Annotated in this window: 23 protein-coding genes; 4 read left to right on the forward strand and 19 right to left on the reverse strand. The window is 64.1% G+C overall.

What is annotated here, in order from left to right; translation table 11 throughout:
• Position 1: 1 nt before the first annotated feature.
• The 11 genes from H6718_35985 to H6718_36035 all read right to left on the reverse strand — a co-directional run bounded on the left by H6718_35985 (position 2) and on the right by H6718_36035 (position 10861).
• Positions 2 to 520 (reverse strand): PAS domain-containing protein, encoded by a 519-nt coding sequence (locus H6718_35985; protein MCB9590861.1) that lies wholly within the window; start codon positions 518 to 520, stop codon positions 2 to 4.
• 36 nt (positions 521 to 556) lie between these two features.
• Positions 557 to 1018 carry a chemotaxis protein CheX gene (locus H6718_35990; protein MCB9590862.1) on the reverse strand — a complete coding sequence of 154 codons (462 nt, stop codon included), beginning with the start codon at positions 1016 to 1018 and terminating at the stop codon, positions 557 to 559.
• Positions 1015 to 1839 (reverse strand): protein-glutamate O-methyltransferase CheR, encoded by an 825-nt coding sequence (locus H6718_35995; GenBank protein MCB9590863.1) that lies wholly within the window; start codon positions 1837 to 1839, stop codon positions 1015 to 1017. The genes H6718_35990 and H6718_35995 overlap by 4 nt, the downstream gene beginning before the upstream one ends.
• Positions 1830 to 2969 carry a chemotaxis-specific protein-glutamate methyltransferase CheB gene (gene cheB / locus H6718_36000; protein ID MCB9590864.1) on the reverse strand — a complete coding sequence of 380 codons (1140 nt, stop codon included), beginning with the start codon at positions 2967 to 2969 and terminating at the stop codon, positions 1830 to 1832. The genes H6718_35995 and cheB overlap by 10 nt, the downstream gene beginning before the upstream one ends.
• 2 nt (positions 2970 to 2971) lie before the next feature.
• Positions 2972 to 4768 carry a methyl-accepting chemotaxis protein gene (locus tag H6718_36005; protein ID MCB9590865.1) on the reverse strand — a complete coding sequence of 599 codons (1797 nt, stop codon included), beginning with the start codon at positions 4766 to 4768 and terminating at the stop codon, positions 2972 to 2974.
• A 5-nt stretch (positions 4769 to 4773) separates the two neighbouring features.
• Positions 4774 to 5196, reverse strand: a complete 423-nt coding sequence (locus H6718_36010; protein ID MCB9590866.1) for a chemotaxis protein CheW — start codon at positions 5194 to 5196, stop codon at positions 4774 to 4776.
• Positions 5197 to 7473, reverse strand: a complete 2277-nt coding sequence (locus tag H6718_36015) for a chemotaxis protein CheW (GenBank protein MCB9590867.1) — start codon at positions 7471 to 7473, stop codon at positions 5197 to 5199.
• A 48-nt stretch (positions 7474 to 7521) separates the two neighbouring features.
• Positions 7522 to 9099 carry a radical SAM protein gene (locus H6718_36020; protein ID MCB9590868.1) on the reverse strand — a complete coding sequence of 526 codons (1578 nt, stop codon included), beginning with the start codon at positions 9097 to 9099 and terminating at the stop codon, positions 7522 to 7524.
• 38 nt (positions 9100 to 9137) lie between these two features.
• Entirely contained in the window at positions 9138 to 9584 is a 447-nt protein-coding gene (locus H6718_36025; protein MCB9590869.1) for a response regulator, read from the reverse strand.
• A 575-nt stretch (positions 9585 to 10159) separates the two neighbouring features.
• Complete coding sequence (locus H6718_36030) at positions 10160 to 10402, reverse strand: hypothetical protein (GenBank protein ID MCB9590870.1); 243 nt, start codon at positions 10400 to 10402, stop codon at positions 10160 to 10162.
• A gap of 3 nt (positions 10403 to 10405) precedes the next feature.
• Positions 10406 to 10861 (reverse strand): winged helix-turn-helix transcriptional regulator, encoded by a 456-nt coding sequence (locus H6718_36035; GenBank protein MCB9590871.1) that lies wholly within the window; start codon positions 10859 to 10861, stop codon positions 10406 to 10408.
• Between the two features lie 157 nt (positions 10862 to 11018).
• On the opposite strand from H6718_36035, the gene H6718_36040 reads away from it, so the two are divergent.
• Positions 11019 to 12263, forward strand: a complete 1245-nt coding sequence (locus H6718_36040) for a hypothetical protein (GenBank protein MCB9590872.1) — start codon at positions 11019 to 11021, stop codon at positions 12261 to 12263.
• A gap of 69 nt (positions 12264 to 12332) precedes the next feature.
• Here H6718_36040 and H6718_36045 read toward each other — a convergent pair whose 3' ends face one another.
• From H6718_36045 to H6718_36065, 5 genes are all read right to left on the reverse strand, one after another.
• The gene (locus H6718_36045; protein MCB9590873.1) at positions 12333 to 13928 is read right to left on the reverse strand and encodes an aldehyde dehydrogenase family protein; all 1596 of its coding nucleotides are present in this window, start codon (positions 13926 to 13928) and stop codon (positions 12333 to 12335) included.
• 185 nt (positions 13929 to 14113) lie between these two features.
• Positions 14114 to 14296, reverse strand: a complete 183-nt coding sequence (locus H6718_36050) for a hypothetical protein (GenBank protein MCB9590874.1) — start codon at positions 14294 to 14296, stop codon at positions 14114 to 14116.
• 190 nt (positions 14297 to 14486) lie between these two features.
• Complete coding sequence (locus H6718_36055; protein MCB9590875.1) at positions 14487 to 14624, reverse strand: hypothetical protein; 138 nt, start codon at positions 14622 to 14624, stop codon at positions 14487 to 14489.
• A gap of 355 nt (positions 14625 to 14979) precedes the next feature.
• The gene (locus H6718_36060) at positions 14980 to 15222 is read right to left on the reverse strand and encodes a hypothetical protein (protein MCB9590876.1); all 243 of its coding nucleotides are present in this window, start codon (positions 15220 to 15222) and stop codon (positions 14980 to 14982) included.
• The gene (locus H6718_36065; GenBank protein MCB9590877.1) at positions 15170 to 15919 is read right to left on the reverse strand and encodes a tetratricopeptide repeat protein; all 750 of its coding nucleotides are present in this window, start codon (positions 15917 to 15919) and stop codon (positions 15170 to 15172) included. Before H6718_36065 ends, H6718_36060 begins: the two co-directional genes overlap by 53 nt.
• Before the next feature lie 142 nt (positions 15920 to 16061).
• Here H6718_36065 and H6718_36070 point away from each other — a divergent pair, with 142 nt between their 5' ends.
• Positions 16062 to 17240, forward strand: coding sequence for a saccharopine dehydrogenase NADP-binding domain-containing protein (locus H6718_36070; protein MCB9590878.1), 1179 nt, complete (start codon positions 16062 to 16064; stop codon positions 17238 to 17240).
• Positions 17237 to 18244: an SUMF1/EgtB/PvdO family nonheme iron enzyme gene (locus tag H6718_36075; GenBank protein MCB9590879.1), complete on the forward strand. Its 1008-nt coding sequence runs from the start codon at positions 17237 to 17239 to the stop codon at positions 18242 to 18244. The genes H6718_36070 and H6718_36075 overlap by 4 nt, the downstream gene beginning before the upstream one ends.
• Here the strand turns inward: H6718_36075 and H6718_36080 are convergent.
• Positions 18241 to 21180, reverse strand: coding sequence for a hypothetical protein (locus H6718_36080; protein ID MCB9590880.1), 2940 nt, complete (start codon positions 21178 to 21180; stop codon positions 18241 to 18243). The two genes, H6718_36075 and H6718_36080, sit on opposite strands and share 4 nt — an antisense overlap.
• 314 nt (positions 21181 to 21494) lie before the next feature.
• Here H6718_36080 and H6718_36085 point away from each other — a divergent pair, with 314 nt between their 5' ends.
• On the forward strand, positions 21495 to 22598 hold the full coding sequence (locus H6718_36085) for a hypothetical protein (GenBank protein ID MCB9590881.1): 1104 nt from the start codon (positions 21495 to 21497) through the stop codon (positions 22596 to 22598).
• Between the two features lie 89 nt (positions 22599 to 22687).
• On the opposite strand, the gene H6718_36090 is transcribed toward H6718_36085, so the two are convergent.
• Both H6718_36090 and H6718_36095 read right to left on the reverse strand, forming a co-directional pair.
• Positions 22688 to 24754 (reverse strand): elongation factor G, encoded by a 2067-nt coding sequence (locus H6718_36090; protein MCB9590882.1) that lies wholly within the window; start codon positions 24752 to 24754, stop codon positions 22688 to 22690.
• Positions 24755 to 24999: 245 nt separating this feature from the next.
• Complete coding sequence (locus H6718_36095; protein MCB9590883.1) at positions 25000 to 25221, reverse strand: hypothetical protein; 222 nt, start codon at positions 25219 to 25221, stop codon at positions 25000 to 25002.
• Positions 25222 to 25259: the final 38 nt, after the last annotated feature.

Genomic DNA, 25259 nt, shown 5'->3' on the forward strand with positions numbered 1-25259 from the left:
GTCAAATCGTCAGCACGAACTCGTCGTACGCGACGCCTTTCTGAGCCAACGTGGCGTGGAAGAGCTCGAGGGAAGCGTCCACCGCAGCGGCTTTGCTTTCGGCACCTTGTTCCTTCGCTAGGAGGTCAGCGTAGATGGCTTCGATCAGCACAACCGCGTGACGATCGGGGACGCGGCGGGTCGAATGGTAGCCGATGACTTCCCCCTGGGAGTCGAAGGAAGGGGTGACGTGAGCCAGCACCCAGTAGTGATCGCCGTTCTTGCAAAGGTTCACCACGTAGCCGAAGAACTCTTTGCCGGCGCGCAACGTGTCCCACATCAAGGCGAATGCGGCGCGAGGCATTGCAGGGTGCCGAATCAAACTATGAGGTTGCCCTAGCGCTTCTGCCTCCGAGTACCCAGAGACCTCGCAGAAGGTCCGATTCACGTAGGTGATGCGCCCATTCAGATCGGTCTTCGAAACGATCAGATCTGATTCGTTGAAAGTGCGCTCGATGCCGGTGGGTTCAGGTCTCGCCATGCTCCAAGAGTGAGAACGACCAATCCGGAGGATACTTTACGCCACCGCGGAGACCGGCTGACCTTCGCCTCGCAACACGACCACTCGCAGCGCTTGCCCGCCGACAGTGAAGGCGCGGGTCGCGCCCGGCGTTTGATTGGGATAGCGAATGTCGTCGACTCGAAGGTGCTTGATCACCGTTGGCATGGAGAGCGTGCAGGAACCCGGAATTAGACACTTCAGCGCTCCGCCGATCATGTTGGCCAGCTCTCCGATGGCATCGGAAATCAGCTCGTCGTCCAGGTCCTCCCGCTCGAGCTCGAACATCGAGCAAGCCACGCTGGACGCCAGATCAGTCGAACAGTTGATGAGCACGGTGCCATGCCACGCACCACTGATACTCACGCTGGCAGATACGTAACTCTCCGCCGGCGCTAGCTCCGCCGGGGCAGGTTCCCCCTCGAGCATGGTGCTCCACACTTCCAGCGTTACGTCGCTGATTTGTTGCTCATTAATCATGGTGCCTCTCGCAGTCGGTAGCAGTTGGCGCGCTCGGCCTGCACTCGCTCGAAGCCGCAATGCACGTTGAGCGTAGTCTCGGTTCCGCCAAGAAACAGGTAGCCGGGTGACCTGAGCTGCCCCTCGATGCGCGACAAGACCTCAGCCTTGCTGTTCACATCGAAGTAGATCAGCACGTTTCGTAGCAGGATCACATCGAACAGCCCCAAGTCCGGCCAGGGCTCAATCAGATTGAGCTGCATGAAGCGCACCCGGCGCCGAAGTTGCGCGTCGATCTCGAAGTCGCGTCCACAGGCAGAGAGGTAGGTTCGATACTCGGACGGAATCCCTCGACTGACCTCCAGGCCGTTGTAGACACCGCTCTCCGCGCGACGCACCATCTCAGCGTTCAGGTCTGTTCCCAAGAGCTCGACGTTCCAGCTCTCGAGTTGTGGAAACGCACGGTGCAGCAGCATCGCGACAGAGTAGAGCTCTTGGCCGGAGGAGCAGCCCGCCGACCAGATCCGAAGCTTCCGCTCCTGCTGGCGCGCCCTCAGGAGGGAGGGCAACAACTCGTCGCGCAGCAGGTCAAAGGGGGTTTGATCCCTGAAAAAGCTGGTCTCGTTGGTGGTCAGCGCTTCTACCACACGGAAACGCAGCTCGGCGGAAGCGGAGTTCTTCACTTCATACATGAAGCGCTCGAGGGAGCCGAAGCCTTGGACCCTGGCGAGCGACGTCAGGCGTGCCTTGACAAGGTAGTCCTTGTCGGCGCCGAGCACGATCGCGCTCTCCCTCTTCACGAGATCGCGTACGAACGCGAAGTCCGGGTCGGTCAGTGACATGGCAACCCCACCGCCGAGCTGCGCGGACGACCGAGCACCTCGTCGCAGATCTCTTGTGCCATACGAAAGAGCGGCACCTGACGTTCCGCCAGTCCGCGCTTCACCACCAACCCCGGCATGCCCCAGACGATGCTGCTCGCTTCATCCTGAGCCAGCACTTCCGAGCCGCGCTTTCGCAACGCCTCAGCGCCGAGCAATCCGTCTTGACCCATGCCGGTCAGCACGACGCCCAGCGCCCTACCACGATAGACATTGGCCACCGAACGGAACATCACGTCCACCGAGGGGCGACAAGAGTTCTCCGGCGGTGCGTCGGAGAGCTCGATGGACGGCTGGTCTGCACTACCAACCACCAGCAGGTGCCGATTCCCTGGGGCAATATAGACACAACCTGGCCTGAGCTTCTGTCCAGAGCTAGCCTCAACCACCTCCAGATTCGAAACCGTGGCGAGGCGCGAAGCTAGCAATCCCGTGAACGCGGCCGGCATGTGCTGGACCACGACGATTGGCGTCGGGAATGCCAGGGGCAGCGCGGGAATGATCTGGGCGAGGGCCTTGGGGCCTCCGGTAGACGCACCGATCGCTACGAGGTTGATTGAGCGTCTGGGGGACACGCGTTCGACCTCGCCTCCCGCTGGGACCAGAATGGGCGTGGGAGCCGTGTGCTTCGGCCGCGCTCGCCCGGTGAACAGCGAGTCTATCGCACCGTGCTCTGGCTGAACTCGACGCACCTCCAGCACACGCGGTGCGAGGGTACTACGCACCCAGCGCTTCAGCTCGGCCTCCAGGGTTCCCGCAGGAAGCTTCGTAACGACGTCTGCGGCGCCCGCTTCAATCGCTTCCAATGAAGCAGCAACATCTGCTGGCGCGCTGTCTGCAAGCAGCACCACGGCGGGAAAGGCCGCTGTCGCTCGCAGCGACTCGACCACCTCCGTGGCCCCCATCCTGACGTCCAAGAGCAGCACGTCGGGCGTAGTTGACACCACTTGTTCGATCGCCAGCTCCGCGGTCGCGGCGATGTTCAGGACCTCGATGCCTGGCACGCCGTCCAGCTCGGCAGCGATCAATCGCCGCAGCGCCACCGAGCGATCGGCGACGAGCAAGCGCAACGACTGAGGTGCCGGGCTCATGATCAGGCTCGGAAGTTCGAGACGATGCGCTTCAGTTCGAAGGCAGTTGAGGCGACCGCTCGCGCGGCAACTTGGGTCTCCTGCGCACTGGACGCCGTCGACGATGCTGCGTGCTGCACGCTGCGAGTGTTTTCGGCGATGTCAGCGCTGGATTCCGCGGCACCCAGGGCACGCTGGCTGATCTCTGTGGTGACCGCGTGCTGCTGTTCGACTGCCGTTGCGATGGTGGCTTGGAAGTTGTGGATTTGGTTCACCACGTTTCCGATTTCGCTGATCGCGCGAGCGACGCGCTGAGTGTTGGACTGGATCGCCTCGATGCGATCGCCGATCTCGAGCGTCGCCTTGGCTGTCTCTTTGGCGAGGTCCTTCACCTCATTCGCTACCACGGCGAAGCCCTTTCCGGCGTCCCCGGCGCGAGCCGCTTCGATCGTCGCGTTGAGTGCCAATAGGTTCGTCTGCTCTGCGATCGAGTTGATGACCTTGACCACCTTGCCGATCGCCTCGCTGCTCTCAGCAAGCTCATTCACGGTGGTGCTCGTGGACTCCGCAACACCCACTGCGTGGGTCGCAACCGACGCTGCCTTGGACGCGCTGATGGCGATCTCGCGCGCGCTCGCAGCCATCTCTTCTGCGCTGGTCGCGACGGAGAGCACGTGCTCATGCACGTCTTGAGATCGAATCGAGGCGGCCTCACTGCGCTCACGAGTGTTGTGGGCGCCGCTCAACATACGCTCCCCAACGTTGGTCAACTGATCTGCCGATGCCGCCAGTGTGTCCGCTGTCGACTCCAAGCTGTTGACGCTCCGCCGCATGCCCGCGACGAGGTGATTTACAGCGTCCACAACGCGCTGAACTGCTGCTTCTTCGAAGTGAGGAAGGGCGAGGCCTAGCTCCCCAGCGGCTACCCGGCTCAAGGCGCCGACCATCGTGTCCAGGTCGGCCCTGAGTTGACGAGTCACGGCGCGTTCCGCCGCCACAGCTTCGGAAATCCGTTGCTCCACGGAAACAGCATCACCCTTCGACTCCCACGTCACGCTCGTACCCACCCAGCTCTCGCCGTCTCGCACGGGAGTGAAACGCAGTGAGTAGCGTTGGTCTCCCAACGTGACCTCGCGTGAGGTCGGCAGCTCTGAGAGCAGCGTTAGCGACCTGACATCAACACTCAACGCGCCGAGCGCCCGATCGAGTGAGGCGCCAGGAGCTTCGTCGAAGGTCAACCCGGTGCCTTGAGTCAAGCCAAGCCAGCCAGCCCGCGCCGCGCCATTCAACGACTCGACCACCAAGTCAGGCGAACAGAGCAGCATCGGTATCGGCGCGTGCTCGACCACGGACTTCAACCGATTGCTGCGCTCCGCGAGGTCTCGCTGGGGAGTGCGCGCATGCCACGCCACGATGAACTCCGCAGGCAGCCGGCTAACGCTACACACCCACTCTTCTTGCTCTACGACCAAGACGAACTCACACGCGGGCTCCCCTGGGTCTTGCAGCCTTCTGAAGCACTCCGCTGGATCCTCGTGGTAGCGCTCAATGATGGCGCGAAACAGCTCCTCTTCAGCGACGTCAAGCAGCGCGTCCACGCGTCGCACACAGCGCCTCGACCTTGCGTTGAGATAGCTGGTGGAGAGCTCCGGAGTGAGCCGCATGAGCTGCACGGGCACAGCGTCGAGCTCCGACGGCGCCGACTCCGGAGCCGTACGCTGGAGGGGAAACACGCTGATCTTCGTCTCACTCGTAGGCTCGACCTCTGCGCTGGCTTTGGTGCTCTTGGCCCTCGGTTTCCTTTGAGTCGTAGTGCTCATCTTCGTCATTCCATCCCCGCCACCACGCGCGCTGGGTCCAGTACCAACAAGAGGTCATTGGGCAGCTTGCAGATTTGCTGTACGAGGTCGCAGAACTTTGCGTTCAATGTGTCGGGTACACGCTCGAATTGCTGCTCGTCGACCTCCACTACATCACCGATTTGGTCCACGATCAGGCTAACGACCGACTCCCCAACGCGAACGACGACGTTCATGTCACGAGAATCAGTTCCTCCCGGATCCATTCCAAAGCACTTGCGCAGGTTGATCGCCGAGACGATGCGACCGCGTAAGTTGATGAGCCCCTGAATGCGAGCTGAGGCCAGGGGGACCTCGGTCATGGGCTGAGGCTTCAACACCTCCTGGACCATGGCCACATCGATGCAGAAGCGGGAGCCATCGAGGTAGAACGTGCAAAGCTGTCCCATTCAGAAGCTCCCCACTGCGGCGAATGGCGTCTCGGCTCCCGCGTCGGCCAGCGCGCGCAGATCTAGCAGGTCCGTGACCTTGCCCCGCACGACGGCGCTATCGAACAACGAACCCGGCTTACCCTTCCGCACGGACATGCCTTCCTCGTCGATGATGTCCTCGACTTCATCGACAACCAGGCCAACGCTTGATTCTTCTTCGGAGTAGACCACGACCTGAATCGGTCCGTGCCCCGCCGTCACGTCTTGGCCGAGCAGCTTGCCCAGGCGAACGAGCGGCATTATTTCCCCGTGGTATTGAACCACCTCAGCGCCAGCTGCACGCTCCACTACGTGCTGATCGATCTCCTCGAGGCGCGTGACCATGTGGAGCGGGATAGCCACTCGCTCCTGCTGAGCTCGGCAGAGCAGCACCGACTCGCGCGCGGCGGTGGTGGGGCCGGTGGTGCGTCGCAGGGCATCGCGCCCGCGCAGCTGGGACTCGAGCACCACGTGCGCCTCGTGAGCCAAACCCAAAACATCGAGGATCAGCGCTACCCGGCCGTCGCCGCGAATGGTCGCACCTGCATACACGCGCAGGGACTTCAGCTCAGGGCCCAACGGTTTGACGACGATCTCCTCGTTGTCGAGCACGTCGTCCACGACCAAACCAAATCTCCGCCCGTCCGCCTGCAGCACGAGGATGTGCATCCCAAGCGCCGGGTCGCGCTCCACGCTCGGCAGGTTGAGCACGCGCCCCAGATGAACGAGCGGGATGAGGTTTCCGCGGAGCCGATATAGGTACTCGCCTCGGACCTCGTCGACCTGCGTGGCCATCTGGTTTGGGTCCAGCCACACCAGCTCGACCAGGTTCACCTGCGGAATGGCGAAGCGCTGATTCGAGGCGTTCACGATCAGCGCGGAAACGATGGCCAGGGTGAGCGGTATCTTCAGGCGCACGGTGGTGCCGCCCCCTTCTCCGGGGAGCACCTCAGCGCGCCCGCCGATGCGCTCGATGTTCGTCTTCACGACGTCCATCCCTACGCCGCGACCAGAGACGTTCGTTACCTGCTGCGCCGTGGAGAACCCCGGCTCGAAGATCAGGCCTGCAAGCTTGCTATCGTTCATCAGCTTGGCGGCGTCGCGGGTGATGATGCCGCGTTCGATGGCGCGTTCGCGAATGCGATCCACGTTGATCCCCGCCCCGTCGTCCGATACCTCCACGTTGACCTTGCCGCTCTCGTGGTAGGCGCGCAGACGGATCGTGCCCTGACTGGGTTTGCCCTTCGCCACGCGATCGTCAGGCATCTCCACACCGTGGTCGGCCGCGTTGCGCAAGATGTGGGTGAGCGGATCGCGAATCGCTTCGATGATCGTGCGGTCGAGCTCGGTCTCCGCTCCCGACGTATCGAGCTTGATCTGCTTGCCAAGCTCACTCGCCAGGTCGCGCACGACCCGCGGAAGGCGTCCCCAGATGCTGCCGATCGGCTGCATGCGGGTCTTCATGATGCCTTCCTGGAGCTCGCTGGTGATGTGATTGATCGCTTGCGTTGCCGCAAGGAAAGAAGGATCATCAGCACCCGCAGCGAAAGTCAGTAATTGGTTGCGCGCGAGGACGAGCTCACCCACCAAGTTCATCAGGCGGTCCAAAAGCCCGACGTCAACGCGCACGCTGGCTTCGATGACAGCAGGCGCTGTGCGGCCAGCGGGCGCCTTGGGTTCACTCGGTTTGAGTTCACTAGGCTTGGGTTCCGCGGGCTGGCTCTGGACAGGCGTTGGGACCGGAGCCGACGTCGTGGCGCGAGGTAGCAGGCCGTCGGGCACCAGCTCCTCAATCAGCTCGGGCTTCACCGCTGGCATGACCGCGGCTGGCGTGGCCGCGGCTGGCTTGGCGTCGACGGCCTTCCCCTCGGCCAGAGCCAGCAGACGTTCAACGAGCTGGTCGAAGTCACCCCCCGTTTCGGCGCCGGATTCTTGGACCTGAGTCAGCAGGTCCCGAACCGCATCGACCATCTGGAGCAAGGAGTCGGCGATGGGCTTGTTGAGAGTGAGCTTCCCGTCTCTGAGCTTCGCGAGCAGCGTCTCCCCGGCGTGAGCGACCTTCTCCAGGCGTTCGTAGCCAAGGAAGCCCGCCGTGCCCTTCATGCTGTGAATCGTCCGGAAGATGGACGCGAGGCGAGAGGTTGGCTCCCCTCCTTCTTCAAGCTCAACCAGCTCGCGGTCTAGCTGGTCCAGTCCCTCGAAGCTCTCGGTGAGAAACTCCTGAACGATCTCGTCTGCTTCGTCCTGCTGCTCCATGGCTCCCTCGCCCAGCGAAGCTGAACGACCAAACCCATGAACGGCAGACTACGGAGCCACTTTAAGCGGCGTTGGTTCGCGAGCCTGTCTAGCACTCAGGCAACCCAGCACTTCACGCAGACCATCCCGAAGATTTGGGGTCGGCGCTCCGCGTAGCTGATAGCCACCGGTTGCGCGTCCATCAGCCTCATCGAGCCAGAGCAGCGCCTCTCCGCCATCATCCGCCCGGAACGAGACCTCTGCGCGGGTGGTGCCAACGATGCGCGTGGCGACCCACATCAGCCCACTGAACGGGGCTGCAGCCCGCAAGCGGGTCAGTCGAGCCCCAAGCAAACGGGAGACACGTGACAGCGCATCCTGGCCGCAAGGGTAAAGCACCCGCTGACTCTCACTCGCGCACTCCCAAACGCGCTCTAAAAGACGCTGCGCCACCTCGTAATCCGCCGGCAGCTCGAGCACGTGCAGGCTGAACACATCGGTGCTGGCCACGCCGCCGCCGGGAGGACGCAGCGCCAACAGCAACTCACCGTTTCCTTGCGGCAACGCCCAGCGTACGCGCAACTCGTTGTCCCCAAACAGCCAGACCATGGGCTGCTCGTCGCCGTCTCTCAGAGACGACAAGTGCCGCGCGACGTCGGTCAGGTGCGCCCAGAAGACTCGACGTCCAGGGTCGAGGGAAGGTAGCCGCTCAGTCGGCACGGCCACCACCTCGTCCGTGCCGTGGAGCTCCGCGTACTTCTGGAAGATCCCGCTGCAGCGCGGCTCGAACGCACACTGCGCACACTGCGGCGGCTTGAACTTGTCGCGCCGCTTGACGAAGTACTTGTTCCAAGGACGACTCAAGTCCTGTTCACCGTCGACCGCGATGGTTTCCGTCGCCTCGCCGTCATGGTGGATCCAGGGAGCCAGCTCCGGCGCGAAACAGAACGGAAAGTTGCCGATGTTCAGATCGAACTCCGCCGGAACGCCGCGACACAGACGCGTCAACGGCGGCACCATCTCGCGGTAGTTCGGCATCATCTCGGCGAACTCTTCGTCGGTGCGCTCGCCCGCATCCATCGGGCGCACCATGTCGAGGTGCAACTGCTTCACGCCGTAGCGCGAAATCAGCGCGGGGAATTCGTCCACCGACGCGAAGTTCGAGCCCACCACGCACATATTCACCGTGATGCGTTCCCCACGCGCCTTCAGGCTGTCCATGGTGCGTAAGATGCGCGTGAACGAGCCCGGCTTGCGCGTGGTCCCCTCGTGGCTCCGCTGGTTCGCCCCCTGGATGCTGATACGCCAAGTGAAGAAGCCGCGCCGCGGAGCCAGCGCGAGTATCTCCTCAAGGAATGCCTCGCGGGCGGTCTTCACCCCGTTGGTGAAGATCACCACTTCCTCGAAACCAAGCTGCACCGCTTCAGCCACCACGTCCTTGAACGCTGGCTGGAGAGTCGGCTCTCCTCCAAGCAACGTCAGCTTGCGATGACCCTTCGCGTAGGCCTCGCGCACACTCGTCAACAGCGGCTCGAAGGGCAGCGGGCGCGCGCGCCCGAAGGCAGTCTGCTGCCCTGAAACACAGAAGACGCAACGGTTGTTGCACATGTGGCCGAGCTGAATCTCGACCTGCGTCTTCGGCTCCATCCCGAACAGCTTAACAGAGCTGCGGGCGGTCGGCTGGTTCAGCCAAACTTCCGGGCGCCGTCGGAGCCGTTCGTGGTCACGCTGATCAGGTTGCGGGCAAGCACACCCAGGTTGTCGGCGTCCACGACCCGGCTGGAGAGCACCGTGCCCTCAGCGTCGCTAACGAACACCCTCAGCACATTCTGCTGAAAAGAGGTCACGACGATGAACGGGGTGGAGGAGCCAGCGGCCCGCACCGTCGCAAGCACCTGGAGCCCGCTCGGGGCAGGCAATCTCGCGTTGGTGATCACCAGATCGAACGGACCTTTGCGGGTCAGCATCAGCTGCAGCTCGAGCCCGGTGCCAACCTCGACGATTTCCGCGTCCAGATGCGCCACGATGGGCTTGAGCCAGCCCCTCGCGACGACGTCGGCGTCGGCGATCAGGACCCGCGGGCGGCGGGTGGGGCGGGGTCCACTCTGGGGCACGGAGGGCTTGTCACTCATATGGGGGTCGGCGGCTGGAACTCGAACAGGAGAGAGCGACGGCCCAGGAGGTGTCTGGGCAGAGGGCGCCTGGAACCGTCGCCGCCAACAAAGCAGCTATCGTGCCAAGTCCCTTCGGAGGCAACCCCTCGAAATGTGTCTCCCAAGTGGGGGGTGACAATTTTCGTCCTTCAGATCTGGAGGGCGGGATGTCCTTCAGATCTGAAATGTCTCAATCAGCGACGCCCGGTCGTTTCCGCGAGGCGAGGCCCGGCTAGGTAAGCTGACCTCGGCTGACCCCTTGTGAAGAACGCGTGTCGAAACACTCCGGACCTCGTCGCCCCGGTTGGTCTTGAACTGCAGAAACCGCATTTACCTGCCGACCGCGCCCACAGTGCCTGACCACCGCGCCAAGCACCCGAAGGGAACAGAACGGGGCTCCCACACGCGCTCCTTTCCGACTACATTCGCCGGTCTTTCGTCGAGCAGAGCCCTGCCTCTCCCCACCTGGCACGCCGCTCATTTTCCCTGTGGCAACTCAACTTGGGCCAGCCAGGCGTCGACTCAACGGTGGCGCGCTCACCGTCAGCTGTCACTCAAGATCGCGCTGATTTGACCCGCGGGTGGTCTTTCCATGCGGGCATACGCGCCATGTACTGCAACGTGGCCGCCTCGGCTTCCTCCCGGCTAAGCGCTGGCTGCTGTCGCTGTTGCCAGCCGATCATACGCTCCAGCCGCTCATCGAAATCCTGCAACTCACCTTGCTCGTCCACACAATGCTGGCAGTACGGACCTGACTCGATCGGCATGCCACAGCTCTCACACGGAAGTTTGTTCATGACTTATTTTTCCTCCTGGATTTGGGGGTGAGGGGTCAACTTGACCTCGCTCAGAGCACGCATCCCTGACAGCAGCGCTGCGCGTTCTTTCTGGCTGAGGCGCTCGAAGGCCTCACTGAGCAACTCGCGGGACAGCACCTCCTGCTGCCGTTCGATCAGCTCGAGCCCAGCATCGGTCAGCCAGATCAGCTTGCGACGCCGGTCCCGCACGTCATCCATGCGCGTGACGAGCCCCTTCGCCTCGAGCGCCTCCACGATTTCACTGACCACCGACTGCGCGCGGTGGAGGTGCTTGGTCGCTTCCCCGATGGTCACCGGGCCCGTCCATTGCAAATGCTGGAGCGCCGCCCAGGCCTGTGGCCCAACCGGCGGGCGCTTGCGGTTCCTGCGGTGAAATCGCAGGTACACCGCGGGAAACAGCTGGGAGAACTCAGCGACCGCTTGAGCGACGTCAATCACGCCTCAGGAGTAGAAGCCGAGCAATCCATCGTCAATCCCGATGGAACTCGCGCCTGGGAGGGGCGAACAAGCCACAACTTCTCGCACGTTCGGTCGCGGCCGTGCGGACCAACAACGAAGCGAGCAACTGGCGGCGGAGCGACCCGAAGAGCCCGCCATGAACGTCAACGAAGCCAGAACACGCCGCCACGCGCCGCGCGACGAAACCCACAGCGAAGGGGCGCGTTCCTCGAAACCCAGCGCGGATCAGCTTCGGCAGCAGGCGGAGGCCCGTCAGTCTGCCGCTCAGCGACAACCCCAGAGCCCGCTCGCGGCGCGCGCCGGCAAAGGCAAGACGCTGGCAGCTACCCAAGCATTCGTACAGAAGACCCTCGCAAGTCATCCCGAGCGGGCGACGCAGCTACTACAGCAGTATCATCTGAAGCACGAGAGTGCTGCCGTGCGGCAACTTGTGGAGCAAGGCATCGCCCGCCACTCCGGCAAGGAGCTTTACGATCGCGGCTGCCGGCTGATCCGCGAACTCCGAGGCTTCAGTCAGGAACAGCTCAAGGACATCACCGGAATGGTCAAGGCCGGCACGCCCCTCGGCGAGGCCATCCGTCAGGAGCGGGCCGAGCTGAAGCTCCCAGTCGCCTTCGTCGCACCGAAGTCCGTGAAGTCTCAGGCGCAAGCACCCATAGCGCGCGCCCAGTCTTTGGCGAAACGCGCTGCATCCGAGCGGGCGAAGATCGCCAACGCCTGGCGTCAGCTGTCCCACATCACCCGCGGGGCAGAAGCCTACCTGGGCGGCACGAAGGCGCTGCTACTGGTACCTAAAGCCTTCAAGGAAGGCCTCGCTACCGCCGAGAAGCCAAGTACAGAGCCCTTCGATCGCTTCGCCCACGACGTCCACGTCACCGGTCAGTATCTCACTGGGCAGGTCACGGATCTCCAGCGACGCACGGACGTTGCCTACCTCAAGGTCGTCAGCACTCTGAACGCGATCCAGGTGGCGTACGAGGAGATGGCCGGCGCGCTCTCCAAGGCACCTCCAGACACGCTCGCCGCCAACGCGGCGCAGAAGCGGGCCGAGTCCGCAGCCAAGGGGGTCGACAAGCAGGTAGCCGACTTCCGCGACCTCGCGAGTCAGTACGCCGCCGCCAACAAGGAGTTCGACCACCAGGTAGTCCACACAGCGCTAGAAGTCCTGGAGTCCGCCGTCGCGGCGGGCATCGGCATGGCGCTGGGCTCCGGCAGCGCAGCGCATGGCGCGGGCGAGCTGAGCCGGGCGGCTCGCGTGGCACACGTCGTGAAGGAAGTCGGCGAGCACGCGGCGTTCGACGGAATGATGGCTCACGAGTTGGAGAAGGCCAAGGAAGCGCTGGGGCAGGCACACGATCTAGCCAAGCGCGCCCTCGAGTAGCCAAATCACTGCGGCCAGCGTTTTCGCGAGGAAACGCTGGCCGGCTCGTGCTTCGCTAGAGTCTGTAGCTCAGCTCACCAGCGTGGACCAGTCGGGCTTCGGCGGCGGCGCTGCCTCTTCCAGGTCCATCTGTGCAAGCTGTAGCTTGCCCGCGAGATCCACGTTCACCGAGTGCCACCGGGTGTACGCCTCGATCACCCAGATGCCGCTCTCGCGCGTGCCGTTGCCGCTGGCGCCGTTGCCGCCGAAGGGCAAGTGCGCCTCCGCGCCGGTGGTGGAGTTGTTCACGCTGGTCATACCCGCGCTGATCTCCTCCTTGAAGCGCAGCATCGCGCGCGCGTCGCGGGTGTAGATGGCGCTCGAGAGCCCATACTGCGTGCCGTTCGCCGCTTCGATTGCCTCATCGATGCCGTCGACCTCGACCAAGTTCACCGTCGGGCCAAAGCACTCTTCCTGGGCCACACGCATGTTCATCTTCACATGGTCAAAGATGCGCGGAGTGGCGTAGAGGCCCTTTTCCGCGTTGCCAGCGAAGTTCGCGGGCTCGTTCCCAGGGGTGATGCGCTTGCCATCGAGCAGCAGGTTGGCGCCGTCCTCGATACCCACGGAGCGCTGGGCGACCCAGCGCTCGAGGAAGCGCTCGTTGATGAAGGGTCCGTAGGCGATCGACTCGTCCAGGGGGTCGCCGATCTTGAGCGCGGAAGCCTTCTTCACTAGCAGGTCGCGAACCTGGGGCATCACCTTGCGGTCGACGATGATGTTCCCGCAGCTCGTGCAGCGTTGCCCTGCGGTACCAAAGCTCGACCACAGCGCGCCTTCCACGGCCAGCTCGATGTCGGCGTCCGCCAAGATGACCAACGGGTTCTTGCCGCCAAGCTCGAGGGACGGGCGCTTCAAGTTGCGTCCGCACGCCTCGCCCACCAAGCGCCCAACTTCGGTGGAGCCGGTGAAGGAGATCTTGTCGAGCAGCTGCTCATCCATCATCTCGATCAAGAACTGACCAGCGCTGTCCTTGCCACCACCGTGGACCACGCTCAGCACCCCCCGGGGCAGGCCAGCGCGGTACCAGAGGTCCGCAAACAGGGCACCCACGCCCGGCGCATCGTCACTAGGCTTCCAGACGACACTGTTTCCGCAAAGCAATGCCGGCACGATCTTCCAGCTGGGGACCGCGATGGGGAAGTTGCCCGCGGTGATCACGCCGACCACCCCGACCGGGCGCCGATACGTGAAGAGCTCCTTGTTCGGAAGCTCGCTTGGCACCGTCTGACCATAGAGGCGGCGACCCTCGCTCTGGAAAAAGTCGCAGGTGTCGATCGCCTCTTGCACACTGCCGCGAGCCTCACGAATCGGCTTGCCCATTTCACGGCTCACGAAGCGAGAGAGACTCTCTTTTTCCTCACGCAAAAGCTGACCCAGGCGCCCGATGATCTGCGCGCGGCCAGGAGCCGGTGTACGCGCCCAAGCGCGCTGCGCGGCGCGAGACTTCTGGCAAGCTTCGCGCACCTCTTCCTTGCTGGAGAGCGGTGCGAGGGTGACCACGTCATCCCGCTGGGAGGGGCTGCGGCTGGCGTACGTGTGGCTGGACTCGCGTTCCTGCCCATCAATCACGTTGGGCACGATCAGCGTCGACAGATGCCCATTGTCCTGAGGAGTCGTTTTCATGGGCGGGAGATTGGCTGCCGCAAAGGGTCGCCGCAAGGCTGCTCAGATCGGCAGTATGCTGCTTCTTCGTCCCGGGCGGACTGCAGTGCAGTGACGGCGCGCCTCCCCCCCAAATCCCGGCGAAAAATACCGAGGATCGAGGGAGCGCGCCGGGGTCGAAGCGGTATCGGTAGCGGGGATCCGCCCTACGTGAAGCGGAACACCAAGCGAAACCCGGCAACCTCGTCTCGACCCGGCCGCTCAGTCAACGCTGGCAGCATCAGCAGGGCTTCGGAGCTCTGCCATGGGTACAGATCTGCCGCACCACCCTTGACCCTCAGCTCCCCCTGCTCGGTACACCACTCACGGTAGGCCAACACGTCCGTCAAACCGAACCCATTGGCCCAGGGATACCTAGCTCGTCCATATCCTGAAGGGTGAACTCGCGCTGGTCCTTTTCGAATAGCCACCCAGACAGCTCCCGCAAGGGTAGATCACTGAGCCGGATTGAATCGAGCTCAAGACCTCTGAGCCACTCCGGTAGTTCGCTTAACGTCAAGTTGACCAACGCCAAACGCTTCAACGTCGCAGTTCGCGAGATGACCTGGTCAGCTTCCGCAAACCCGCGGGCAGACGCTTGATGTCCTTGGCACCAAGATCTAGCTCGGTGACCTTGTCCGCATTGGCGGACGCCTCCTTCATACTCCGTGCCTTCATGATCCGTTCTAGCTCCCTGCGGCGGCACGACGTGCTGCTGCTGCCGCCCGAACCTCAGCCGTCGTTCTACTACTATATTCTGGCCGGTTAGATTCCGAATGACCTGGCCGGTGATCGATCACCAGACGATCGCTGTCGTCGTCGTCTTCGTCCGATGAATACTCCACCCTCATCTGGTTCCGCTCTGCAAAGCGCTCCAGTTCTGCGGCGCAGTTGGGGCAAGAGCGCTTCTGTACTGCCGCTCAAATACGAAGGACAGCGGGCCGGGAACGAAGAGGTCAACGACGGGAACGGTAAACACTCTGCCGGTGGATAGCTCGACCCGGTCACCCGCAGCTAGATTATCCTCGTGGATTTAACAGTTCGCTCCGGTGGCGCCGCCGCAGTTACCATCGCCGTTCGCGTGGTCGTCCCCGTCTCCGGTTCCTACGTCTTCTTCGCCGATACCGTTCTTCCCGCCCTTGCCTCCAGCACCACCGCCGTCGCCGCCGCCACCGGCAACGAAAGCGCCGGGGTTCATGCCTGGAGGAGCGATGGGCGCGATATCAGCCAACCAGCTGCTGAAAGCGAGCGTCAGCCCGATAGTTTGAAAACTCATCATCTTCTCTGAAGTACTCGCGATAGCAGTCGTCGCCAGTGAGCGCGTTACTCATGCGCCGATACATCTCTTCAGTGTTGCCGAGCACCGCGGCACAACAGGCGAGCAAGTACTCGACGTAGTGGTTGCCTGGGTGCATCGCGAGGGACTGCTCCAAGTCCTGGATCGCTTCCGAGTGCGCACCCACCTGAACCTTGCAAAGCCCCCGGTACTGGTATCCGTCGGGATTCGGGTTCAGCTCCAGCAGGCGATCGAAGTCAGCGATCGCCTCATCGAAGCGCCCAAACGCATCCGCTAGGAGCTTCCCCCGCAGGTGGTAGGGACCAGGATGCCCTTGATGCAGCTCGATCGAGGCGTTGTAGTCCCGCAGCGCCTCTTCGTTCTGGCCCAGAGCGGCCTCGGCCATACCCCGCTGAAAGTAGTACTGAGCCTGATTGACGGGCGGCTCCATCTCGATGGCCTTGGAGTAGTCAGAAATCGCTTCCGCGAGGCAACCCATGCGATGATAGGCAAACGCGCGCTGCGCGTAGGCGGTGATGTAGCGCTGCCGGAAGTGGTCATCCAAGGCGATGATCTCGGTGAAGCGGTCGACCGCGGCTTGGGGTTCCCCCTGCTCGATCAGAGCCTCGCCCTCCGCGTAGAGCGCCTGAAGCTTGCTAAACAACCCTGGAACGGTGTGCATCGGACGATCGCTCATGGCCTGGAGACTACTCGAGCGGCCGCTTCCTTGCGCATTGTTCATGAGGATGCGGCGTGACGCAGGGGGCGTTTCTTGGCTGCAGTCGGCGGGCGGCTCAGCGGGCTCGCCATCGCCCAAGCGAGCTGCTAGCAACGGGCGCATGAAAGCCGTCGTTCTGGGTGCTGGTCGTATGGGTAGAGCCGCTGCGTGGGATCTGGCTCGCCAACCGGGGATGACAACGGTCAAGCTCGTGGATCGCGACGCGAATCTCCTGACCCGCGCTGGCAAGGAACTGGAAGCATTGCTCAGCGACGGCCAGAAGGCAGGCCGCGCCGCGCGCATCGAGGGCCAGACCTTCGATCTCGATTCAGTTGGACCGCAGGGAACCGAGCTGGTGCCGGTCATCGAGGGGGCGTCCGTCGTGTTGTCGTCCGCCGACTACCGCTTCAACGAGGCGGTGACCCGCGCCTGCATCCTGGCGGGAGCGCATATGTGCGACCTCGGCGGAAACCTGTTCGTCGTCGAGCGCCAGATGGCGATGAGCCAAGAGGCGGAACGTGCGGGGATTTGCGTCGTGCCAGACACCGGCCTGGCTCCAGGCATGGCCTGCCTGTTTGGAGCGTTGGGAGTGGAGCACTTCGACTCCGTCGAGACCCTCCGCTTGAGGGTCGGCGGCCTTCCGGCTCACCCGAAGCCGCCACTGAACTACAAACTGGTGTTCTCCGTACGCGGCCTGACCAACGAATACCTCGAACCAGCCGAGGTGTTGCGAGACGGCAAACTCGAGCGCGTTCCGTCCCTGATCGACGTGGAGAGCCTCAGCTTTCCTGAGCCCTTCGGCGAACTCGAAGCATTCAACACCTCGGGGGGCTGCTCGACGCTGCCGAAGACCCTGCGTGGCAAGGTGCGCAACCTGAACTACAAGACGATTCGCTACCCCGGCCACTGCGCTGCGTTTGCTGGCATGCAGTCGATCGGCTTGTTCTCTGAAGAGCCAGTGAACGGCGTCGAACCGCGCAAGTTCGTGGAGGACATGCTGGAGCGGCACTTGATGGACGACGACACGGACGTGGTGCTGGTCCGCGTGACGGTGGAGGGCCTGAAAGACGGCGAACAGCGCCGCTTGATCTACGAGGTCATCGACCACCATAACGCCGAGACGGGGCATAGCGCGATGGCACGCACCACGGCCTATCCAGCAGCGGCGATCGCTTACATGCTTGCCGCAGGCGCCATCGAGAAGCGTGGTGTGTTGCCGGGCGAGCTCTGCGTGCCGCTCGGCCCGTTTCTCAGCGCAGTGCGCGCTCGTGGTATCGAAGTCAAGGAGCGCTGGGAGTGAAGCGACTCAGCGAGTGGCTGACTCCGGCTGCCCTCAGTGGCTTCCTATTGAGTCTTGGCACAGCTGGCTGCGCTGCAGCGGGAGGCGCTGCGGCGGGACCTGCTGCGCCGGGAGGCGCTGCAGCCGAAAATAGCGGCACCCCGGAGGCACCTGGAGCCCCTCCCCCCCAAACCCTGCAGAGTTCAGCAACGAATACTCAGAAGCCTGCCGTGGATAGCGGTTCGACGCCTGTGAAGCCGGAACCTGAGGCGATGCTGATGACCCCCGCATGGCAAGCTAATTGCCCAGCGGAAATGGCACTAGTAACGCGAACCAAGGCCGCGTACTGCGTGGATCGCTGGGAAGGCACCCTGGAGCGCGTGACCAAGCAGGGGCGCACGCCTTGGCCACACAACGAGGAAATCGACGGACGCGAGCGCGAAATGGTCGCGGTGAGCGTGAAGGGCCGGCGACCTCAAGGCTACATCAGCGGAGAGCAAGCCGCAGTGGTGTGCGCCGCAGCCGGCAAGCGACTGTGCTCCGCCGACGAGTGGGTCACCGCTTGCCGTGGACCCAAGCTAACGCGATATCCGTACGGCAACACTCGCAAGGCCAACGTCTGCAACGACCGCTTCAAGGTGCTGGACAACCACCCAGTGCCCAGGCTGTGGAAGAAGGCGCCTACGAGCGACGACTCGATCAAGATGTGGCACCCGTCGTTCATGAACGACAAGCGGCTCCTACTGTTTGATCACACCACCGTGGAGACCGGCAGCATGGAAGGCTGCACCAACGACTACGGCGTCTACGACATGGTGGGGAACCTCCACGAGTGGGTCGCTGACGCCGAAGGCACGTTCCGCGGAGGCTTCTTCATGGACACCTTCCAGAACGGACAGGGCTGTGACTACCGCACCACAGGGCACGGCTTCGAGTATCACGACTACTCCATCGGCTTCCGCTGCTGCGCCGATGTGAGCTGGGAAGAGCTCGGCGGCACCAAAAAGTCGAGCAGCGAAAGCTAGCGCCTGAGCGCTTTGACCCAAGCCTCGAAGGTGCCGCGCTCCTGTCCCCCGGGCGCGCGGCGCATCCAGTAGGCGCCAGCCTTGCCGGCGCCCGCCTCGCACATCGCGTTCTTGGCGAACGCGTCCAGCGCGCCCTCTAGCCCGCTCTGATCGCGCACAGCCTTGGATAGCTCCGCAATCACGTCAGGCATCGCCTTACAGTGCGGGGCGGCCTTTGGAAGGTAGACCGGCTCGGGAGCGCTGCAACACGCGTCGCGCAATGTGGCGTACGTCGCCATCTCGTACCAGCCCAAGCGAGCGACCAGGCGCATGACCTGGGTGGTCTTGCCGCCCGCTCCAACGATGATGCGCTTCTTTAGCTCGAGGGCGCCCTTGCGCGGATCGCGCTCCTCGCACATGAAGCTGACGTTCGGTGGCTTGCGAAATGTATCCGCGGGGAGCCACTTCTGCACGCAAGCGCTCACGTCGCCGGCGGCCACAGGCTCGGCCTTCGCTTCCGGCGTCGGCTCGGCTTTCGGTTCTGGTTCGGCCTTCGGCTCGGCTTTTGGCTGTGGCTGCGCATTAGGCTGTGGCTCCGCATTAGGCTCTGGCTCGGCCTTCGGCTCAGCGTTGGCTGGCGCTGCCTCAGCCGAAGGCGCGGCGGTTGCTTCGCTGCTGGCTACGGGTTCCGCACTGGCGACAGGCTCGGCGCTCGGCGCAGGCACCGCGCTTTGAGCGACGAGCTTCGAAGAGTTCGCGGTATTCGCCGCCACAGCGTCCACCGCCGGTTTCCGCGCGAAAACGAACCACGCTGCTACGAGCGCTGCGGCCAAGGCCGCCAACCCGCCGACCATCACGATCCAGCGGCCCGCACCCCCGCCAGTTGAGGGCGGGGCCTGGCTAACGATGTTGCCGAGACTCGGGGATGCGACGACCGAAGCTGATTGCATCGGACTTGCCTGCGCCGGTGCGGTCGCAGAGAGCTCGAGCGAGGACGGGCTCGCCACGGCGGGGAGCGGCGGCGGTGCTGAAGCGCCCGCACTCGACTCCTCAAACGGCGACATGGCGAGGGGTTGCGTCGCACCAAAGCCCTTTGGGGCTGACGCAGGCGCAGGGGGTGGCGGAGGCGCCGGAGGCGCGGCAGCGCTGGGAGGAGGGGGAGGGGGAGCAGGAGCAGCAGCAGCCGCTGAAGACGGAGGGGGTGGTGCAACTGCAGGCGGGGCCGCGGCAGGGACGGGTGGCGCAACCGCTGGGGCTGGCGCGGGCGGCGGAGCGGAGCTGACCGGGCGCGGTGGCACCGAAGGCGGCGCCAGGTTGCGGATCGGAGGCGGTGCGCTGCTCGCGGGACCAGGCGGCTGACTCGCCGGGAGACGATTGGTCGCGTCAGGATCTGGCCGCATCATGCGCAAGCGCGATGGATCGGACATCACCTGAGTCTCGTCGTCGTCGAGCTCTGCGTCGTCGTGGGGCATCCAATCCGCCGCATCGGCGGTCGGCATCTGAGCGAGAAGAGTGCTCAAATCGGCTCGAATCGTCTGGTCATCAGCGCCCTCGCTGAAGTCAGGCAGGTCCCGCACGTCGCGCTTCGGCGGCGCTGGCTTCGCGCCGTCTGGCATCACCAGTGTGCCGCCGAGCTTGCGCTTGCCCACTTCGGGTCGTGGCGGCGGTGCTTTCCCCGAGGAATCGGGCTTCGCTGGCGTCGGCGGGGGAACCTTGGGCGACTCCAGGGTGCCACCCCTGGCGGACGGTCGCGCCGATGTGGGCGGCGCAGGCGGCGCTGGAGCCGGCGGCACCGGAGGTTTGAGCGAGCCAAGACCAATCTGCGTCACGCCACTGCCACGGCTGCGGCTCACCGCGGGTGGCCGAGGTCGCACCGACGACGGCCGCATCGGCGCCGGAGGGCGCACGCTCGGCGCGATCCCCGGCGAGGTCATCATGGGCGGGCGAACCGAGTCCGGACGTCGCGCAGGGGCAGCCGCTGGGTTGTAGACCGGGCTCTCCTGAGTCGCCGCGTCCGACGGCATGCGCGGACGCGCTGGGGGTGGTGCTGGCAGCGAAGGTGATTTCCCTGGGGAACTGGAGGGCGGAACCGGCGGTGCCGCAACACCCGCCCCGGCTCGTTCAGTGGACGCACTCACGAAGCTGTCAGCGGCCGAGGGGCGCCGATGCGCGGAGCTCGGAGCGACCTGTTCGGTTAGCTTCCCGCCTAGAGGATTCGCGGTGGCGTCGCCGCCACCTTCTTGAGCTGCAAGCCACTGCTCAAGGGCAGCTCGCAGCGGTTCGGCGCTGGCAACGCGCTGAACGCGCGCCGTCGCAAGACCTTGAAACAGAATCGCCCGCAGCTGCTGATCTTCGATTCCGGCCAGATACAGTTCATCCGGCGCGCCGATCCCCGAGCGCGTTGGGGGCTCTCCCACCAGCGTGTAGTAGAGGCACGCTGCGAGAGCCCACGCATCATCGCGTGCGGAAGGACCACCCCCCGCGTTGCGCTCCGGACAACGAAACGCCGATGGTCCGCGGCGGCCGGGCCGAAAAGCGAGACGAGCGCGCTTGCCGAGCAGCACGGTTTGCGGGGTAACGGAGCCGTGGATCGCGTTGCTGCGATGAAGGTGTGCGAGGGTGCCAGCGATCGGCAGCATCAAGCGGACACCTTCGACCGCGGAGCGGGAGCCGCGTTCGCTTACCGCGTCACTCAAGGTCGCGCCGCTGGCCGGCTCACACGCAGCCAGGTGATCGGCGCCCAGGCGCACGACCTCCACGAGTTCGAGCAAATCGGGACCGTGGAACCCGACGACGCTCTCCAACGCGTCGGCCTCACGATCGTCGATGCGATAAAGCACGACTGGGGAGTTCGTTCTCAGATCGGTGGCCTGAAACGCGTTCTCCGCTTCATCGACCCCGTCGATTCGGTAACGCGCAACCAGCACCACTCCTGGCTTGATTGCCTCGGCGGTCACGGTGGCGGGAGCCTACATCGCGAATGCGCGGAGTCACCCGCGAATTGAGGGCCAAACTGTCACTCTCAGTGGGGTTGGCTGGAGCTTTCCGCCAAGCTGACAAACCAACCCTGTCGCGGACACGGTGTAGGTCTGCGGACCGACACTGTGTCGAAACCAGAATCCTGCGTAGACCCGTGGACTTTCGCCATCCATCCCTGACCCTTGCCGAACAACGTGCTCAGTGGCACACGCTTCGCATCGCTGGGTGCGGCGTAGTACGCCTGGCGCGGCTCATGAGTCGCAGGGCCGACGCGCGCAGCTAGGAAGTCACCATGCCGCTCTCTCCCGCCCGATTCGATCGCGTGATCAAGTGGGTCAGTCTGGGCGCTATCCCGGTGCTCTTGCTGATCGGCTACGTCGCGCGGAGTCAACCTGAAGAGCCCGAAGGCCCAGCTGAAGCGCCTAGCTCCGAGACAAAGGTCTCCGCGAGTGGTGCAAGCGACTCGCACACTGCGTCGCCTCTCGATGAATCCTGGCCGCCCAAGGAGGCGAAGCCGAATCCGGAGGCGAGGCCCAATCCGGAGCTGCAGCCGAAGCAGCGCGCCGCGGTCGACCTACCCACTGCGGCTCCGCCCACTCCCAAGCGGAGCCACGGCTCAGTCAAGCATCGGCCAAGTGGGCCCTGCGGAGGCTTGGTGGTGCGGGCGATCACCCACGACGACGAGGACCCCACCACCAGCGTCGCGGTCGACTATGATAGCCCCGCGGAAATAAAACACGTAGGTGAGACGATAGGCGGCTACCGCGTCAGTAAGATCGAGTGGGACCGCGTGACGTTTTCGAGCGGCGGCGGAGTGTGCTCGATCGCTATCAATCCGGGCGTGCGTGAATCCCAGGCCGGCTCCAAAGGCGGTGCGCTCGAGTTGGCCGAGGGGGGTGAGAACAGCCGTCCGGCGCCTGAGCCGAACGCGCCGCCGCAGGGAGTTACCGGCGGCGGGGTGCCCCTGGAGATCGCGGAAGGGATCCGCGTGGATTCACCCCTCAGCGCAACTCTAGAAGGGTTCACCGTCAAGGCACTGAAAAGCCGCGGCAAGAAGCTGCTCAAAGGCGTGGAGCTCAGCGATGCTGAGGACAGCGATGGTCACAAAGGCGTGAAGCTGTCCAAGATCAAGCGAGAAAGCCTGCTCGAGCGTTTGCGCTTCCTCGACGGCGACATCTTGCTCAGCATCGACGACCAACCCATTACCAGCAAGGAGCGCCTGCTCGAGTGGCTGGAAGCCTGGCTCTTGGAGGAGCCGAAGGAGGCGCACACCTATCGCGTGGTGGTCATACGCGACGGCGAGATCGAGGGCACCCGAGAGCGCGTCACCCTGGAACTCTCCCAAGGCTTGATCGTTGGCAGGTTGCTATTCGACAGCACTGCTTCCGCCGGGTAACACCAACAAACAAAAGCGGGCAAACAAAAGGCGCCGCCCCCGGCGTTCCCGAACTGGCATCGGAAAACCGGGGGCGACTAGTTATTAGGTCAGACGGCGCGCCTCTTCAGGGCCTCGCCAAGCAGCGCCGGAACCTCCGCGTAGCTGTCGAGACGCATGTTGAAGCTGCCACGTCCCTGACTGAGAGACCGCAAGCTCCCGGCGTAACCGAAGAGCTCCGCGAGGGGAGCGACTGCGCTGACGCAGCGCACTCCGCTCTTCTCTCCCAGCTCGAGCACCTGACCGCGACGACGACTCAGATCTCCGATCACGTCTCCCAAGTGGCTCTCCGGGACGAGCACCTCGAGGCGCATGAGGGGCTCACGCAGCACCGGCCCCGCGAGACTTGCGGCCTCGCGGAACGCCTTCTGCGCTGCCAAACGAAACGCGAAGTCGTTGGAGTCGTTGCTGTGACTCGAGCCATCGACGAGCACGACGCGAGCGTCTTCAATTGGGTATCCGAGCAGGGGACCCGAGGTCATCGCCGCTTCAACGCCAGCCCGCACCGCAGGGACATACTGGCTCGGCACCACGCCGCCGCGAGATTGGTCCTCGAAATCGAGCCCAGTGCCGGGGCTAGCGGGTCCCACCAGGAGTACCACGTGAGCGTACTGACCAGGTCCGCCTGACTGTTTTGAGAGTTTGAACTCATGACGCACCTCCTGAGTGAGGGCTTCGCGGTAGGCCACACGAGGTGGTCCCACTTTGACTTCCGTACGGTAGCGTTCTCGAAGGCGCTCGACGGCGACTTCGATGTGTAGCTCACCGATGCCGGCGAGCAGCGTTTGACCCGTCTCCGGGTCCGTTTCCAGACGCAGGGCTGGGTCCTCTTGGGTGAGCCGCGCGAGCGTCACGCCGAGACGTTCGACGTCGCTCTGCTGATTGGGCGAAAGCGCGACGCGCACGACCGGCTCCGGCAGCACAGGCCGGGGCAGCTCAATGGGTGCCTCGAGGCTGGAGATCGTGTCCCCAGGCGCGAGCTCCAGCCCACCGACTCCGACGATGTCACCCGCGTGAGCGACTTCGATCGGCGTTTGGCGGTCCGCAAACACGCGCACCAAGCGTCCCACCCGAGCGCCTCGAGGTGCCTGAGAAGTCCACAGCTTGTCGCCAGCGCGAAGTCGCCCAGCGTAGAGTCGGACCAGCGCGAGCTGTCCGAAACCATCATGGAGCTTCTTCAACACCAGACCCGCGAGGGGTTCCTCATCACTGCGCTCGCGACTGGCGCTTGCGCCGCTGGAGGGCTCCGAGCCGACGACTGCCGGACGTTCGTCAGGTGCCGGCAGGTAGTCGACGATGGCGTCCAAGAGTTCGGGCACACCCAGGTTCTTGTACGCCGCGCCGCCTAGCACCGGCACGACGTGCCCGGCGAGCGTCGCGTCACGCAAGGCGCGACGCAACACTTCACCCGGCACCTCCGTTTCCTCAAGGTAGAGGCGCGCCACTTCGTCGTCGAAGTTTGCTAGGGTTTCAATGGCACGCTCGCGGTGAATGCTGGGCGGGCGGTGATCGGGTCCAATCGGTCGACCAACCCACGCATCGTCCAACACCTTGTAGAGCGCGAAGATCCCATCGGGGAAAAGCTCGGGCTTGGTGACAACGACGCACCGCACCCCGAAGTGTGCTTCCAGCTCGCTCACGGCGCGTTCGAAGTCGGAGCCGGCGCGGTCCAGCTTGTTGACGAAGCAGAGTCGCGGCAGCCGATAGCGATCCGCCTGCCGCCAAACGCTCTCCGTCTGCGGCTCCACGCCAGCAACGGCATCGAGCACGACAACGGCAGAGTCGAGCACCCGCAGGCTGAGCTCTACCTCAGCACCGAAGTCGACGTGTCCCGGGGTGTCCACGAGCTGCAGACGATGCGTCCGCCACTCGCAACTCACGCTAGCGGCGTTGATGGTGATGCCCTTCTTGCGCTCGAGGGGATCCGAATCCGTAACGGTGTTTCCGTCGTGAACCTCACCCACGCGGTGAAGCAGCCCAGCCTGGTACAAGATACGCTCGGTGAGCGTCGTCTTGCCGGCGTCAACGTGAGCGACAATGCCAAAATTCCGAGTCTTCGAGGCTCGAGCCAGGGGGCTCGTCTTGTTGGTGGGCGTCCTTTGTTTGATACGAGTCATGACAAGACTCCATTTTCATAAATTCCACAGAGAAATAATTTGTAAGGACAAAGCTCCGCCTCGCAGCGCCCTTTCGGGCGCCGCCAGAGACGGGAGCCGGGCGCGCTGACGAGCGCAATCCCGGGTCCTCGAGCGCAATGCCGCGCGGCACTTGGGTCTTCGCTTCAGAACCAGCGCCAGCAGGCGCGCCGAAGCGCCCAACTAGCGAGGATTACAAGTAAATACGAAGAACCGCAGGCGCGCGGTTACAGCGATACGGGCCACACGCAGAGGCTGGCGTAGCTCGGACGGCGGCTGAGAGTCAGCATGCCGGCTCGGTCGAACCCGCTCAGCCCTCCAACGAACACCGCATGGAGCTCCGCCGAACCACTCGCGTGGCTGGTAGCGCTAACCGCCCGTGCGCCTAGCAGGCGACAACAGGGCGACTCGAGGTGGGAACTCGAGTGGGTGGTTGGGATGTGGGCCATGGTCTTGCCTTGGTCAATACGTGTGCGCGTGCGCACGC

The organism is Polyangiaceae bacterium, assembly GCA_020633205.1.
Taxonomy (GTDB): Bacteria; Myxococcota_A; Polyangia; order Polyangiales; family Polyangiaceae; genus JAHBVY01.

Excerpts from the sequence above, each read along its gene's own strand:
- H6718_35985 (MCB9590861.1), bottom strand. The coding sequence starts at position 520 with ATGGCGAGACCTGAACCCACCGGCATCGAGCGCACTTTCAACGAATCA.
- H6718_35990 (MCB9590862.1), bottom strand. The coding sequence starts at position 1,018 with ATGATTAATGAGCAACAAATCAGCGACGTAACGCTGGAAGTGTGGAGC.
- H6718_35995 (MCB9590863.1), bottom strand. The coding sequence starts at position 1,839 with ATGTCACTGACCGACCCGGACTTCGCGTTCGTACGCGATCTCGTGAAG.
- cheB (MCB9590864.1), bottom strand. The coding sequence starts at position 2,969 with ATGAGCCCGGCACCTCAGTCGTTGCGCTTGCTCGTCGCCGATCGCTCG.
- H6718_36005 (MCB9590865.1), bottom strand. The coding sequence starts at position 4,768 with ATGAGCACTACGACTCAAAGGAAACCGAGGGCCAAGAGCACCAAAGCC.
- H6718_36010 (MCB9590866.1), bottom strand. The coding sequence starts at position 5,196 with ATGGGACAGCTTTGCACGTTCTACCTCGATGGCTCCCGCTTCTGCATC.
- H6718_36015 (MCB9590867.1), bottom strand. The coding sequence starts at position 7,473 with ATGGAGCAGCAGGACGAAGCAGACGAGATCGTTCAGGAGTTTCTCACC.
- H6718_36020 (MCB9590868.1), bottom strand. The coding sequence starts at position 9,099 with ATGGAGCCGAAGACGCAGGTCGAGATTCAGCTCGGCCACATGTGCAAC.
- H6718_36025 (MCB9590869.1), bottom strand. The coding sequence starts at position 9,584 with ATGAGTGACAAGCCCTCCGTGCCCCAGAGTGGACCCCGCCCCACCCGC.
- H6718_36030 (MCB9590870.1), bottom strand. The coding sequence starts at position 10,402 with ATGAACAAACTTCCGTGTGAGAGCTGTGGCATGCCGATCGAGTCAGGT.
- H6718_36040 (MCB9590872.1), top strand. The coding sequence starts at position 11,019 with ATGAACGTCAACGAAGCCAGAACACGCCGCCACGCGCCGCGCGACGAA.
- H6718_36045 (MCB9590873.1), bottom strand. The coding sequence starts at position 13,928 with ATGAAAACGACTCCTCAGGACAATGGGCATCTGTCGACGCTGATCGTG.
- H6718_36055 (MCB9590875.1), bottom strand. The coding sequence starts at position 14,624 with ATGAAGGCACGGAGTATGAAGGAGGCGTCCGCCAATGCGGACAAGGTC.
- H6718_36060 (MCB9590876.1), bottom strand. The coding sequence starts at position 15,222 with ATGAGTTTTCAAACTATCGGGCTGACGCTCGCTTTCAGCAGCTGGTTG.
- H6718_36065 (MCB9590877.1), bottom strand. The coding sequence starts at position 15,919 with ATGAGCGATCGTCCGATGCACACCGTTCCAGGGTTGTTTAGCAAGCTT.
- H6718_36070 (MCB9590878.1), top strand. The coding sequence starts at position 16,062 with ATGAAAGCCGTCGTTCTGGGTGCTGGTCGTATGGGTAGAGCCGCTGCG.
- H6718_36085 (MCB9590881.1), top strand. The coding sequence starts at position 21,495 with ATGCCGCTCTCTCCCGCCCGATTCGATCGCGTGATCAAGTGGGTCAGT.
- H6718_36090 (MCB9590882.1), bottom strand. The coding sequence starts at position 24,754 with ATGACTCGTATCAAACAAAGGACGCCCACCAACAAGACGAGCCCCCTG.
- H6718_36095 (MCB9590883.1), bottom strand. The coding sequence starts at position 25,221 with ATGGCCCACATCCCAACCACCCACTCGAGTTCCCACCTCGAGTCGCCC.